Source organism: Alphaproteobacteria bacterium, assembly GCA_040905865.1.
GTDB lineage: Bacteria > Pseudomonadota > Alphaproteobacteria > UBA8366.
On the sequence record JBBDQU010000056.1, the window covers coordinates 19,881 to 33,643 of the forward strand.

Consider the following 13,763-nt stretch of genomic DNA (forward strand, 5'->3'; position numbering starts at 1 on the left):
GGCGAAGTGATTATCCGCCTCCATGTATGACCTGATCAAAGGATTCGCGCTGCCGCCGGCGAACCTGCTGGTCATTGTTCTTGCAGGTTATCTGCTGCGGCGGCGCCGTGCGGGATCGGTGTTGATGGCAACGGGGATTGTTGCCCTCTATCTGCTGAGCATCCCGTTCGTTTCATCCCATTTGCTGAAAATGCTGGAAGCCGGCATCGAGGCGCCCGGGCCGCAGGCGGCCCCGCCACAGGCCATCGTCGTGCTCTCCGCCGGCTATCTGGCCCTGCTACCGGAAGGGAGCCCCGTGACCGTCGACGCCATGACGCTCGACCGCCTGCGGTTCGCGGTCCGGCGCCAACAGGAAACCGGCCTCCCCCTCCTCGTGACCGGCGGCAGCGGAAAACATGAAAGCCGCCCGCCCGTGGGCAGGCTGATGGCTGATTCGCTGCGACGCGATTTCGGGACGGATGCCGCCTGGGTGGAGGACAAATCGGCGACCACCCTGGAAAACGCAACGTTCAGTGCGGCTATCCTGCTACCGCTGGGCGTTCGGTCGGTATATGTCGCCACACAGGGATGGCACCTGCCTCGGGCCATCGCGGCGTTTCGCGCCGCCGGCTTCACCGTATGGCCGATTGCGGCGGGCTACACGAATACCGACTCAATGGAATTCGGGCCGAGTATCTTCATCCCGTCGGCGAAAGCGTTGCTGAACAGCTATTACGCCTTTCACGAAATGATGGGCCTGATCTGGTATCGGGCGGTCAAATTCGACTGATATGGGGCGTTTCCGCTTCTTCCCCCGCTATCGACAAACCGCAACCGCTTTGCTATACCCGGCGCGCCTGTCGGAGCGGAGCCTGTTTACAGGGACCTGCGACGGCGCGGCAATTCAAGCCCGGGACTATTGCCGGTGTTTTGGGGGCTGTTAGCTCAGTTGGTAGAGCAGCTGACTCTTAATCAGCGGGTCACAGGTTCGAATCCTGTACAGCCCACCAATTAAATCAAAGGTTTGGACGGAAACGTCTGAGCCTTTATTTTGTCGGATAATTGACGGCGCAAGACACCTGCCGGACGCATCGCGTCTTCGGATATGATGGTTCTTGTTTGCGGCTAAATTTTCCCGAGTTTCGGGTTGTGGCAATGGGAGGGTACCCTGTCCAGTTCAGCATCCGTTTTTCAGCTTAAAAACCAGGGTCCCATGTTCCTGATCGGACTGGGTCACGGCGCGACGCATTGGGTTGCGGGAACGTTCTACGTCCTGCTGCCTTTCATGACGAAGGATCTGGGATTGAGTTACACCCAGGCGGGGCTGCTGGTCTCCATCCTGCATGTCAGTTCGTTTTGCGCGAATATCGGCAGCGGCGCGGTGGTCGACATGACCGGCCGGCGGGTCGTTTTTCAGGTCCTTTCGCTGCTGGTCGGCGGCCTGGCGCTCATGATGTTCGGTTTCACGAGCCTGTATCTGGTGCTGTGCGCCATGGTCGCGCTGATCGGGGCAACGAACAATCTGTGGCATCCGCCGTCGCTGGCCTTTATTTCCGAAAAATATCCCGATAACAGGGGCTATGCCCTGTCAATTCATGCGACGGGCGCGAGCCTTGGCGACATGATCGCGCCGCTGGCCGCGGGCGCCGCGATCGCCTGGTGGTCGTGGCAGGGGTCGGCGGTGGCAAACGCCCTGCCGGTCTTCGTCGTAACGGCAATCTTCATATTCTATCTGCTGCCCCGAGATACGAAGAAGCAACCCGGTACCGGGTCCGTGACTGGCCTGCGGTCCTACCTGACGGATCTGGGCGGGCTGGTTCGGCGCAAGGCCGTGCTGGGCCTTTGCCTGATGGCCGCATTACGCTCGATGGCGCAGAATGGCCTGCTGATGTTTCTGCCGCTGTATCTGGCCGATGTCATGAAGGTGAGCCCGGTAATGCTTGGCGCGGCGATTGCCGGCATGCATCTGGGCGGCGTGATTGTTTCACCCATCGCCGGGATCCTGTCCGACAGGGTCGGGCGGCGGCCCGTCGTGATGTCGGGCATTGCCGCGACGACGATCATCATTGCCGGCCTGACCTTTGTCGACAATGCGGTGGTCTATGTGACCGCCGTGGCCGTGCTCGGGTTCGTTCTCTATGCCGTCCGCCCGGTCATTCACAGCTGGATGATGGACATGGCGCCGCCGGAAGTGCGCGGTTCGGCGACAAGCCTGCTGTTCGGCACCCAGGCGGGCCTGTCGGTCCTGATGCCGCTGATCGGCGGCGCGATTGCGGACGCCTATGGGCTGACGGAGGTGTTTTACCTCATTGCGGCAATCATGTTTGCCGCGAATTTCGTGGTCTTCCTGCTGCCGAACAGCCGGGCGACGGCGTGAGCACCCAAACCGTCCCGGCAATTATCGCCTTCTGGCTGGGTCCCGCGCTGGAAAATCCGGAGGCGGCAATGGCGCGCCGCGACTGGTGGTATGATGGCGGACCGGCGGTCGACGCGGCGATCGGGGAGCGGTTCGGCGCGCTCGTCCGGCAGGCCTGCCGGGGCGCGTTCCAGGACTGGCAGACAACCCCTGACGGCGCGCTGGCGTTGATTCTGCTGCTCGACCAGTTCACCCGGAACCTGTACCGGCACACGCCTGACGCCTGGTCGGGCGATAAATATGCCTTCGACGTCGTAAGCCGCGCCATTGCCGCGGAACTTGACCGGAACCTGCACCCGGTTTGCCGCATCTGGCTTTACCATCCGTTCCATCATTCGGAGCGCATCGAAGACCAGGACAACGGGGTACTGCTGCTGCGCGATCTCGAAAAGGCGGCGCCGCGCGAATGGCGGACCTATATCCGGCGCAGTATTACGGGATGGCGCCGGCATCGGGATATCGTCGCGCGCTTCGGGCGCTTTCCGCATCGAAACCATATCCTTGGCCGGAATAGCACTGAGGCGGAATTACAGTTCCTGGCCGGGAATGAAGAACGATTCGGGCAAGGCGCGATACCTGACGCGGGGACACGTACCGCCCCCGGATGACACCGGTTCGCCGGCATCGCCTCGCTTCCCCTTCAGGGCGTCGGCACGCCGATGGCTTTCAGCCGCGTGTTCGCGCGGGCGGCCCGCGCCTTGAGGCCGTCGAGATAGGTGCTGACGTCGCTGCCGGGCAGGTTCAGCGCCCGGCACCCCATTTGCCAGTATTCCGCGATCTGCGCCTCGGTTTCGGCCGAGCCGCGGGCGATCTTGCCGTTCGCCTTGCAGGCGTCCACGATCTTTTTCATGGCGGCCTTGAACTTCGGATGCTCCAGATCGAGATGCACGCCGAGCTGGGCGCTAAGGTCCGAATGCCCGTAGGCGATCATGTCGATCCCGTCGACGGCGGCGATGGCCTCCACATTCTTCAGCCCTTCCAGCGACTCGATGGACGGGCAAAGGATGATGTTCTCGTTCGCCCAGGGTGCGTATTCGGTCGCGTGGCGAGCGCCGTAGCTCCTGTATTGCGTGTGCGGCCCCTGGCCCGACAGGCCGCGATTGCCGATGGGCGGATACTTGGCCAGTTCGACGATGGCCCGCGCCTCCTCGGCGTTGTTCACCTCCGAGATCTGGATGCCCATGATCCCCTGGTCCAGGATGCCGGGGATCATGTGCATGAAGGATTTGTGCAGGCGCAGGACGGGCGACACGTCGGTCGCCTGGAACCAGCCCGCCAGCCTGGCGATGGTCTCTATGTCGAAGGCGCCGTGCTCGTGGTCGATCATGACATAATCGAAACCGGATTCCTGGATGATCCAGGGGATACCGTGCGAGGTGAACTCCTTCAACTGGGTGCCCAGCGCCGCCCGCCCCTCGCGCACCGCGCGCCGAATGCTGTTCTCTTTCATGGCTGTCCGGCCTCCCTGCCGCAGGTAGGTGTCGTGCAGGGCGCGTCGCCGCGCCCGCCCTTCATGCGAGTCTCGGATACCGACGGCATTGTGGCAATACGCCCGATGCGGCCGCCGGGACGGGACGGCTTACCCGGCATCCCGGCGCGGAACCGGGACGATCCTGCGCCGATCATCCGTCGGCCAACCGCCGGATCGTCGCCATCGGCAGGAACAGCCGCCGGCCTTCGCCCGTGAACGGGATGAAACCGTACTTGCGGTAGAACGCGGCGGCCACGTCGTCTCTCGCATCGACAATCACCGCGTGGACTGCGAGTGTCTGCGTTGCGAGCAGGATGCGGTTCAGGGCATCCATGAGCAGGTAAACACCCAGCCCTCTGCCCTTTATGTTGTCATCGACGGCCAGCCGACCGAGCAGGGCCGCCGGCACGGGATAGCGTGGCAGACGCGTCGCCTGGTCGGCCGGAAGGCTGTCCCGTTGAAAGCTGGTGGCGCTCAGGCTGTAGTAGCCGCAGACTTTCAGCGCGTCGGCTTGGATGGCCACGAAGACGCGGGCGACATCCCTCTTCACGTCCTGTGAAGCATAATCCCGGATGTAATTGTCGAGTTCAGCAGCGCCGCACGAGAAGGCCGCCCGGTCATGGATCTTGCTATTGAGCGGCGCTATCTGCCATGGCAAATGTGTCTGCCTCAACCGGCCGCCTTCTTGTATCTGGCGAACGCCTTGCGCAGCGCCGCATTGGGCGCCGGCGGGCTGGTCAGAGCGTCATAGAAGACCTTCCAGTCCGGACCGGACAGTGTGACGATCTCGTTCTCGCGGATGACCTTCTCCGCCTCTTCCAGTGCCGTCGCGAGAACGAACTGGCTGACCGTCTTGTGCCGGTAGCCGGCCGCGCGCTGGAGCACGCTCTTCGACCCGGCGTCGAGGCGCACCTGCAGCCGGTCATCCTTGGCTTCCGCCGCTCGGGGCATGGCCGTCCTCCTTTTTTCGAATACGTTTTATAGTGTACTCACAAATGGAGCACATTTCAAGGAGTATCGTTAAAGCCGGTCCGCCATGGTCCGTCCCCGGTCCAGAAGGGATGCCGTTCCAGCGATCATGCCAGAACCGGCGACAGGGCACTATTTATCAGCAGAACCGTATTATCAGCAGAACCGTATTTTCCCATCTGGCAACGACAAAGGACGGCAATAATCAGCGAACAGTCGGCACAATTCCGTAAATAATGTTCACCGCTGCCCATTGCCAGGCAGTGTTAATGGTGTGGCATTCGGTGATGCGAAAGTCGCCGGGGTCGGGTCATTTATTTTGCACAGTGCTTTTCCCACCCGCCTGCGATGGTCCGGCGGTTCGGTCTTTCCCCGGATGCCTACGCGGCGTCGCCCACCGTCACGGTCAGCCGACGGCCCAGCACGGCCAGCGCGTCTTCCAGCCGGCCAATCTTGGTGGCGTGCCGCGGGTCCAGCATGCGGCGCACCTCGCCTTCGGCGACGCCCAGGCGACGGGCCAGCGCCGATTGCGACAATCCGGACGCACGCAGCGCCGCGCCCAGCGCGGCCTTCGCCGCGATCACCGTGCCGGGCGCGACGCAGGGGCGTCCGCGCGCAGGCGACGGGGCGGGCGCGTCCCTGCCTTCGGCAATCAATACGGCGAGCGCTTCCTCCAGCGCATCGGCGGCTTCCGCCAGCGCTTCGGCACTGTCCGCGCCGTCCGTGACGCAGCCTTCGAGGTCGGAGATGCGGGCGGTCACCCGCATGTCCCGGGGGGAGGGAGGGGAGAGGTCTACGGGGTAGAGATACTTCGTAGTCATCGTATGTGTCCCTAATCTCGGTCACATTAAAGATAATCGTACCGGGCGGATCAGAAATCTTCCCGGGCGATGCCGAGGTCATGCAGCATGGCGTTGAGCAACCCGTGGCCGATTTCCTTCCGGCGGTCCTTCAACGTCGTGCGGCGACCGCCGAGATAGACCGTGCCGTGGCTGCCTTTGCCGCGCGTGGCGACGAGTTCGACCGCCAAACCGTGCGACTTGCCATATTTCCTGAGCCGCCGCAGGAACTCATTGCCGTTCACCGCCTGGCTCCAAGTCCTTACGAGGTCAATAAGATCGTACTTTTTTGTACGATCATCAAGGAAAAAATCCGACGTTTCTATACGATATTCCTTCCGGCGGTCGTTCCGCGTGAAGCGGCGGCTGGCGGGGTCGGCCCTATGCCGCGTCGAGCAGCGTCAGCCGCCACATCTCTCGCTCGTAACGCTCGAAATCGAAGCCTGTTGCCGAATGGATCGTGCAGCGGTTGTCCCAGACGACGATATCGCCTGCCCGCCATTGCCATTTCACGGTGAAATCCGGCCCCGTGACGGTGGGCAGCATGTCGCGCCAGATCAGGACGCTGTCATCCTCCACCCCTTCCAGGTCCCAGAAATCGAGATCTTCCGGGGAAACCGCCGCGCCCTTGGGCACGATGGCGCAGGTGGAGCTGTTCAGCCCGTAGAGCGCCGGTTCGCCCGTCACCGGATGCTCCAGGACCAGCGGCACCCGTCGCGGCGGGTTCGCCGCGCGCTGTTCCGGCGTCAGGATCGGGTAATTGGGCGAGTAACGGTTGATCTTGCGGTCGTGATGGGCGAGCGAGCACACCGCCTCCAGCCCGTCCAGCCGTCGCCGTGTGTCGTCATCGAGCGCGGCATAGGCGCCGCGCATGTCGGCGAACAGGGTTTCGCCGCCGGCGGGCGGCGCGATGCGGCAGTGGAAGACCGAGCCGACCGGCGGGCGCTCCCGGAAGGTCGAATCGGTGTGCCAGACCGGCCGGCGCGTTTCCGGGTTGTAGCGGATGTCATCGTCGCTTTTCAGCGGCGGCACGATGGCAAGCTGGGCCTTCGGTTTGCCGGACTCGTCCCTGGTGTTGCCGATACGAAGGATCGGGTAGCCGGGCACCGACTTTCCCTCGCGCGCGGCCTGCATCTCCTCCTCGACCCTGCCGAAGACGCGGGACCAGGCCACCAGATCCTGCGGCGGCAGTGCCGCGAGGTCATCGCCCCGGACCCCCAGCAGCCCGCCATGCGCCATCCACAGGCCATGGGCCCAGGACTGGAAATCGCTGTCCGCGAGATCGCTCCGCGTGACCTTGTCGATCAGGATGCCGAATTGCCCGTTCAACGTGGATGTCGGGTGTTTCATATCGATCTCCGGATAAATGAGACGGAGTTCAAGGCTAACCAGTCCCGTGCGCCGCGAAAAGCGTTTTTGCGGTAATTGGACGCCGTCGCCGTTATTTCCGCCTGACGGTTTGCGAACAGGCGGCGTTTCAGTCCCGCAACAGCGACGGGTTGGCCAGACGCGGCGTCTGGCCCGGCGGCGCGGAACGCATGGCGTCCTCCAGCGTGGCGGCTTCGCGCCATTCTTCCGGCGGGCGCGAATCGGCGCCGTCCGCGATCCGGTCGATGCCCCAGCATATTTCCAACTGGTGATTGTCGGGATCGGCGAATTCAATCGCGATCTGCTGTCCGGCGCGCCGGCGGCCCTGGAAGCCGATCCGGACGCCATGGCGCTCCAGGTGATCGCGGGCGCGGAATACCTCGTCCAGCGTGTCCACTTCGAAGGCGAAATGATGCAGTTCGCGGTTTTCCGACACCGCGGCGGCCCCGCCGACCAGCGCAACGCCGTGATGGTCGGCGTTGCAGCGCATGAAGACCATGCGCCCGGGCATCATGGTTTCGGGATAGGCGTCGGTGACACGGAAACCCAGTATCTTCGTGTAGAAATCGACGGAGCGCTCCAGGTCGGTAACCCTGACGACCACATGGCTCAGCTTGCCCAGGCGGAACGGAATGCCCTCGGGCGTTTTGGCGCTGCGCAGCCTGCGGATGTCCGCCCTGTGGAAGCCTTCGAAATCGATGATACCGCGTGCCATGTGCTGCTCCTCTGTGGAAGTCTGACAAACTATACTGACCGTGACAGGCGTATCTAATTCCCGTTCTTGCGCAGGACGAACAGCGCCTGTTCGGCGAAAAGGCCGGCAAGGCGCCCGGTGGCGGAAAACTTCAGCGGAATACCCTGACCGTTCAGCGGAACGGCTTTCTCGATCACGATATCCGCGTCCCGGCAGGTCGCGATAAAGTCCTTGATCGTGCAATGGTGAATATTCGGCGTATCGTACCAGTGGAACGGCAGCGTTCCGGTGACGGGCATCCGGCCCGCAATGGCAAGCTGGAGCCGGACCCGCCAATGCGCGAAGTTCGGAAAGGATACCACCGCCCGGCGGCTGATGCGGACGAGTTCTTCCAGCACCGCGCGCGGACGCCGCGTCGCCTGCAGGGTCTGACTGAGGACAACGCAGTCGAAGGCGCCAGTCGGATAATCCTTGAGATCCGTATCCGCATCGCCCTGGATAACGGCAAGACCATTGCGCACACAGGTGTTCACGCCGGCCATGGACAGTTCAATGCCGCGGCCATCGACATTTTTGTGCCGCTCCAGATAGGCGAGTAGCGCCCCTTCGCTGCAGCCGATGTCGAGCACCCGGCTGCCCGGATCGACCATATCGGCAATCAGCCGCAGGTCGACGCGGATCGTATCCGGCCGCTGCTCCGCCTGGACGGTGCCGTTTGGCGCGTTCATGCGAGGCCCCGATGCTTGGCGCAGCCATTGATGAACCCCGCCAGCACCTCGAAGAATCCCGGCTCATCGAGCAGAAAGGCGTCATGGCCCTTGTCGGAATCCACCTCGACAAAACTGACACTCGCCGCAACCGCGTTCAGCGCATGGACAATGTCGCGGTTTTCCGAGGTCGGAAACAACCAGTCGCTGGAAAAAGACACGATACAGAACCGTGTTTTCGTGCCCGCAAACGCGGCGGCCAGGTTGCCGTCATGCTCCGCCGCCAGGTCGAAGTAATCCATCGCCCGGGTGATATAGAGATAGGAATTGGCGTCGAAGCGGTCGACAAAGGTGCTGCCCTGGTGGCGCAGGTAGCTTTCCACCTGGAAATCCGCGTCGAAGCCATAGGTCAGCGAATCGCGGTTCTGCAGCCGGCGGCCGAATTTCCGGTGCAGCGCCGCTTCCGACAGGTAGGTGATATGGGCCGCCATCCGCGCGACCGACAGACCGCGGCTGGGAACGACATTGTGGCTGAAATAATCGCCGCCATGCCAGTTCGGGTCGGCCATGATCGCCTGACGACCGACTTCGTGAAAGGCGATGTTCTGCGCGGAATGCCGCGCCGCGCCGGCGATCGGCGCCGCGGCGAAAACCGCATCGGGGTAGCGCGCCGCCCATTCCAGCGCCTGCATCGCCCCCATCGACCCGCCGGTGACGAGGAACAATTGCTCGATCCCGAGATGATCGATCAGCATCTTCTGCGCCCGCACCATGTCTCCGATGGTGATGATCGGGAAAGACAGCCCGTAGGGCTTGCCGGTCTTCGGGTCAATCTCCTTTGGCCCCGTGGTGCCGAGGCATCCGCCCAGCACATTGGCGCAGATCACGAAGAACCGGTCGGTATCGATCGGCAGGCCGGGACCGACGAGCATGCGCCACCAGCCGGGACGGCCCGATACGGGATGCGCTTCATCGGCGACATACTGGTCGCCCGTCAGCGCATGGGCGACCAGTATGGCATTCGAGCGGTCTGCATTGAGCGAACCGTAAGTCTGATAGGCAACGGTGAACGGCCCGATCGCGACGCCGCAATCCAGCGGCATCGGGGTATCCGCGCCCAGCGTCACGCGCCTGCAGGGCCAATCCTGGGTAACTGTATCCGTAGCGCCGGAATTCATTGCTTTCAGCCTGTTCGACTGCTGCCGAGGGGAGGGAATAAGTAGGTTTTGTGAATCGTTAGTGTCAATGTTTTCTTTGCTTTCTCGGGCCCGTCACGCTACGAGTATCGGCCGCATTTTCAGACCAGCAACGAACCCCATCATGACTGAACGGAACATAGCGCTGGAACGCGCACGACAGGAAATCGACGAAATCGACACCAAAATCCACGATCTCATCCTGCGGCGCACCGAAGTGGTCGCCGATGTCGGCCGGGCAAAGGGCGGCACCAGCACGGCAAATTTTGCGCCGGGCCGCGAGGCGCGCGTCATCCGCCGCCGGATGGAGTATCACAAAGGCGCGTTTCCCCGCATCGCCATTTCCAGGATCTGGCGCGAACTGATTTCGGTTTATGCCGCGCTCCAGGGGCCCTATGCGGTCGTTGCCTATACGGATAGCGACGACCAGTCATGTTGGGACCTGGCGCGCGACCAGTATGGCAGTCATGACAGGATGACGACCCTGCCGAGCATCCGCGCCGTCGTCGCGCAGGTATCCAGCCGCGAGGCGGTCATCGGCGTGGTGCCCGTTCCGGACAATGCCGGTGAAGGAGACTGCTGGTGGCGCAGCCTCTGCGTAGCAGGCGCTCCACAGGTTGTGCAGCGGCTTCCCTTTGTAGATGGCAGCAACGCCCGCAACGGCAAGACCGGCGCCTTTGCCATTTCGCGTGTCCTTTTGGACGAATCCGGCGATGACCGGTCGCTGATCGTTGTCGAGACCGGCGAAAACATGGGCCAGGACTCGCTTCGCGGCATAATGTCAGAAGCCGGGTTGGCAGCGGGCAGCATCGTCACCCGCAAGGAGGATGTGTGGGTACATCTTGTCGACGTCGCCGGATTCGTGACCGTGGACAGCCCGGAACTCGGGCGTATCGAAGCGAATGGCGCCATCATGCGCGCCTGCAGCATCGGCGGATACGCGGTGCCGGTTGACGCCAAGGCCCGACCCTCATGAGCGGCCCGAAGCCACTCGCGGGGATCATGGGCGTAAGCCCTTATGTCGGCGGCGTTCACAGCCTGCCGGGCATCGAGAAGCCGGTCGTCCTGTCCGCCAATGAATCGCCGCTCGGTCCCAGCGAACACGCGGTCCGGGCCTATGTTGAAGCCGCCGGCGAACTGCACCGGTATCCGGAAGGCGGCTCGATCGAACTGCGACGCGCGATTGCGGACCGCTACGGCTGCGATGTGGACCGGATTGTCTGCGGCGCCGGATCCGATGAATTGCTGGGGCTGCTGATCAGGTCCTATGCGGGGCCCGGCTGCGAGGTGGTGCACAGCCGGCACGGCTTCCTGATGTATTCCATCGCCGCGCGCGTCGTCGGCGCAACGCCGGTTTCCGTCCCCGAAGCCAACTACACCTTCGATGTGGATGCGATTCTGGCGGCGGTGACCGACCGGACGACGATGGTTTTCATCGCCAATCCGAACAATCCGACCGGCAGCTATATTTCCGCCGATGAGCTGCGCCGTCTTCAGGCCGGTTTGCCGGGCCGCGTCCTGCTGGTGATCGATGCCGCCTACGCGGAATATGTGTCGCGCAATGACTACACGGCCGGCGCGGATCTGGTCGACAAAGTCGACAATGTCGTGATGACCCGCACCTTCTCGAAAATCTTCGGGCTGGCGGCGGTGCGGCTCGGCTGGGCCTATTGCCCGGCGGAGATCGCCGATGTGCTGAACCGGACCCGCAATCCCTTCAATGTCACGGTCGCGGCGCAGGCGGCAGGCATTGCCGCGCTGGCCGATGTCGCCCATATCGACAGGAGTCGCGAACACAATGACACATGGCTGCCCTGGCTGACCCGGGAAATGAACCGCCTTGGCCTGACCGTGCATCCCTCCGTCGGCAACTTCATCATGGTCCGGTTCCGAAACGCGGCTGCGGCGACGGCGGCCTATAACGCCCTGCTGGCGGGCGGCTTCATCACCCGGCTCATCGGCGGCTACGGCCTGCCCGAATGCATCCGGATTACGGTCGGCCTGGAAGAAGAGATCCGTCCCCTTGTCGCCTGTCTGGAACGGCATTTGGCGGCCACGTCATGAATACGGCCCCCCTGTTCAACCGCGTTTCCCTGATCGGCCTGGGACTGCTTGGCTCCTCGCTTGCGCATGCGCTGAAACGCCAGGGACTGGTCAACCATATCGCCGGCAGCGCGCGCAGCCGGGCCACCCGTGACAAGGCGATGGAAATCGGCTTTGTCGATTCAGTACACGAAGCCCCGGCCGAGGCGGTTGCCGATGCCGATGTCGTCGTGCTGTGTTCGCCGGTCGGCACCTATGGCGATATCGCACGCGCCATGCGGCCCGGCCTGAAGAAAGGCGTCATTGTCACCGATGTCGGATCGGTCAAGGCGGCCGTGATCCGCGATGTCCTGCCGGAACTGCCGGGCCATGCCCACCTGGTGCCTGGTCATCCGGTAGCGGGGACGGAAAATTCTGGCCCGGAATCGGGCTTTGCCGAACTGTTCGACGGTCGATACTGCATCCTTACCCCGACCCCCGGTACGAACGAAAAGGCGATCCGGACCGTCACCGACATGTGGGCAAGGGTCGGCAGCATTGTCGAACTGATGGATGCAAAGCATCACGACCGGGTGCTCGCCATCACGTCGCACCTGCCGCATCTGATCGCTTACACGATCGTCGGCACGGCCAGCGATCTTGAAGAACACCTGATGAAGGAATCGGCGCAGAACGGCGACATGGTCCGGACCAGCGAAGTGATCAAGTTTTCCGCCGGCGGTTTCCGGGACTTCACCCGCATCGCGGCGTCAGATCCGATCATGTGGCGCGATATCTTCCTGAACAACCGCGAAGCGGTGCTGGAGCTTCTGGGGAGGTTTACCGAGGATCTGACGGCCCTGCAGCGCGCCATCCGCTGGGGCGAAGGCGATATTCTGGAAGACTGGTTCACCCGGACACGGGCGATCCGCCGCGGCGTCGTCGAAATGGGCCAGGCCGGCAGCTTCAGTGCCGTGGAACCGAAATCCGGATCCGGGGAAGATCGGCAATCCTGACCGGCCCCGCGTAAAGCTGCCCGGACTGTGCGGTTACCGGCACCGTCAGAACCGGCTCGCCGCCTTCCGGCGGCCTTTTGGCTAGAAGGGCAAGGCCGATTTTCGCCATTGCCGCCGTCTTCGGCTCGATAACCGCCGTATCGGCCAGCGCGTCCATGCCCGCCGCATAACCCCTGATATTTGCTGAAAACGCGCCCATCGGCCGCCAGTCCTCATCCAGCGCCATACCGCCCTGTGCGCGCAGATCGACCCGGCCCCATATCGCACGCAGCCAGGGAACCTCTATCGTGCCGCCGTCGCGCCGCCAGCCTTCCACCGCCTGCTCGACGGGGCCGTTCCGGATTACCCCCAGCAATCTGAAATCTCCGCGCAACATTTCGATCATACGGCCAAGCGGCGCATTAAAATCCGCCGGCATTTCAATGCCGCTCCCGTTAACCGAAAGAGTCAGGGCCGTTTCAGTATGGGTTGCCGGCGGGAATTCGGGCCGTGTCGCCTCCATCCAGACTTCCTCTGCCCGCCAGTCACCGGGACCGCCAGACACCCGCACCTCCCGCAGAAGGACGGACGCCGCTTTCGGTTGACCATCGCGCCAGAAACCGGCGATTGCCGTTGCTTCCCTTGATTCGAGCGTAATGCTGTAAGGCGCGCCATCGCGCTCCAGCATGATTTCCTGGGCGCCATGAAACTCCAGCCGGTAACGATACAGATTCCAGGGCTGCGCTTCGAGCGTCAGGCGCTCCCCCCGCCAGCGCCAGATCTCATCTGGCGCCGCGACCGAAGGCTCCTTCAGCAGCACCCGGATTACGAAGGGGAAGCCTTCGGTCCGAATCGGGTCATGCAAAACCCGGTAACCTTCCTCCCGGCGCAAGTCCAGCCAGTCCGCAACCGCTTCAAGAGCCAGTCCACGCGCATAATACCAGTAACCCGAATACGCGGCGGCTACGGAGAGACTTGCCAATACAGCTATTAACACGGATTTTCCAAAACGCATGATACGCATCCAAACTTGTTCAATAGCGGGGAGACAGGCTGTTTTTGCTATCCCAACAGCGTGGATTTCTGTTAGGTCAGCCCCCTTGCCTT

The 13,763-nt window shown here is 63.0% G+C and carries 16 protein-coding genes and 1 tRNA gene; 7 read left to right on the forward strand and 10 right to left on the reverse strand.

The window, feature by feature from the left end; all coding sequences use genetic code 11:
* Positions 1-22 precede the first annotated feature (22 nt).
* The 4 genes from WD767_12040 to WD767_12055 all read left to right on the forward strand — a co-directional run bounded on the left by WD767_12040 (position 23) and on the right by WD767_12055 (position 3,003).
* On the forward strand, positions 23-769 hold the full coding sequence (locus WD767_12040) for a YdcF family protein (GenBank protein ID MEX2616816.1): 747 nt from the start codon (positions 23-25) through the stop codon (positions 767-769).
* A gap of 144 nt (positions 770-913) precedes the next feature.
* Positions 914-989: transfer RNA gene (locus WD767_12045), tRNA-Lys, on the forward strand.
* A 203-nt stretch (positions 990-1,192) separates the two neighbouring features.
* Positions 1,193-2,356 carry an MFS transporter gene (locus WD767_12050; GenBank protein ID MEX2616817.1) on the forward strand — a complete coding sequence of 388 codons (1,164 nt, stop codon included), beginning with the start codon at positions 1,193-1,195 and terminating at the stop codon, positions 2,354-2,356.
* Positions 2,353-3,003 carry a DUF924 family protein gene (locus WD767_12055; protein ID MEX2616818.1) on the forward strand — a complete coding sequence of 217 codons (651 nt, stop codon included), beginning with the start codon at positions 2,353-2,355 and terminating at the stop codon, positions 3,001-3,003. The genes WD767_12050 and WD767_12055 overlap by 4 nt, the downstream gene beginning before the upstream one ends.
* Before the next feature lie 32 nt (positions 3,004-3,035).
* Here WD767_12055 and WD767_12060 read toward each other — a convergent pair whose 3' ends face one another.
* The 9 genes from WD767_12060 to WD767_12100 form a co-directional block, all read right to left on the reverse strand.
* The gene (locus WD767_12060) at positions 3,036-3,845 is read right to left on the reverse strand and encodes an aldolase/citrate lyase family protein (protein ID MEX2616819.1); all 810 of its coding nucleotides are present in this window, start codon (positions 3,843-3,845) and stop codon (positions 3,036-3,038) included.
* 172 nt (positions 3,846-4,017) lie between these two features.
* Positions 4,018-4,524 carry a GNAT family N-acetyltransferase gene (locus WD767_12065; protein MEX2616820.1) on the reverse strand — a complete coding sequence of 169 codons (507 nt, stop codon included), beginning with the start codon at positions 4,522-4,524 and terminating at the stop codon, positions 4,018-4,020.
* An 11-nt stretch (positions 4,525-4,535) separates the two neighbouring features.
* On the reverse strand, positions 4,536-4,817 hold the full coding sequence (locus WD767_12070) for a DUF1778 domain-containing protein (protein MEX2616821.1): 282 nt from the start codon (positions 4,815-4,817) through the stop codon (positions 4,536-4,538).
* A gap of 398 nt (positions 4,818-5,215) precedes the next feature.
* The gene (locus WD767_12075; protein ID MEX2616822.1) at positions 5,216-5,656 is read right to left on the reverse strand and encodes a type II toxin-antitoxin system HicB family antitoxin; all 441 of its coding nucleotides are present in this window, start codon (positions 5,654-5,656) and stop codon (positions 5,216-5,218) included.
* A 50-nt stretch (positions 5,657-5,706) separates the two neighbouring features.
* Positions 5,707-5,919 carry a hypothetical protein gene (locus WD767_12080; GenBank protein MEX2616823.1) on the reverse strand — a complete coding sequence of 71 codons (213 nt, stop codon included), beginning with the start codon at positions 5,917-5,919 and terminating at the stop codon, positions 5,707-5,709.
* 136 nt (positions 5,920-6,055) lie between these two features.
* A complete protein-coding gene (locus WD767_12085; protein MEX2616824.1) occupies positions 6,056-7,024 on the reverse strand; it encodes a TauD/TfdA family dioxygenase in 969 nt (322 codons plus the stop codon).
* A 127-nt stretch (positions 7,025-7,151) separates the two neighbouring features.
* Entirely contained in the window at positions 7,152-7,757 is a 606-nt protein-coding gene (locus tag WD767_12090; GenBank protein ID MEX2616825.1) for a VOC family protein, read from the reverse strand.
* Between the two features lie 53 nt (positions 7,758-7,810).
* Entirely contained in the window at positions 7,811-8,464 is a 654-nt protein-coding gene (gene metW / locus WD767_12095) for a methionine biosynthesis protein MetW (protein ID MEX2616826.1), read from the reverse strand.
* Positions 8,461-9,621 carry a homoserine O-acetyltransferase gene (locus WD767_12100; GenBank protein ID MEX2616827.1) on the reverse strand — a complete coding sequence of 387 codons (1,161 nt, stop codon included), beginning with the start codon at positions 9,619-9,621 and terminating at the stop codon, positions 8,461-8,463. Before WD767_12100 ends, metW begins: the two co-directional genes overlap by 4 nt.
* Before the next feature lie 142 nt (positions 9,622-9,763).
* On the opposite strand from WD767_12100, the gene WD767_12105 reads away from it, so the two are divergent.
* From WD767_12105 to WD767_12115, 3 genes are read left to right on the forward strand one after another with little or no spacing between them, the layout of a single operon-like run.
* Positions 9,764-10,615 (forward strand): chorismate mutase, encoded by an 852-nt coding sequence (locus WD767_12105; GenBank protein MEX2616828.1) that lies wholly within the window; start codon positions 9,764-9,766, stop codon positions 10,613-10,615.
* On the forward strand, positions 10,612-11,703 hold the full coding sequence (gene hisC, locus WD767_12110) for a histidinol-phosphate transaminase (protein MEX2616829.1): 1,092 nt from the start codon (positions 10,612-10,614) through the stop codon (positions 11,701-11,703). Before WD767_12105 ends, hisC begins: the two co-directional genes overlap by 4 nt.
* Positions 11,700-12,677, forward strand: coding sequence for a prephenate/arogenate dehydrogenase family protein (locus tag WD767_12115; protein MEX2616830.1), 978 nt, complete (start codon positions 11,700-11,702; stop codon positions 12,675-12,677). The genes hisC and WD767_12115 overlap by 4 nt, the downstream gene beginning before the upstream one ends.
* Here WD767_12115 and WD767_12120 read toward each other — a convergent pair.
* Entirely contained in the window at positions 12,628-13,671 is a 1,044-nt protein-coding gene (locus tag WD767_12120; protein ID MEX2616831.1) for a DUF2125 domain-containing protein, read from the reverse strand. The two genes, WD767_12115 and WD767_12120, sit on opposite strands and share 50 nt — an antisense overlap.
* Positions 13,672-13,763: the final 92 nt, after the last annotated feature.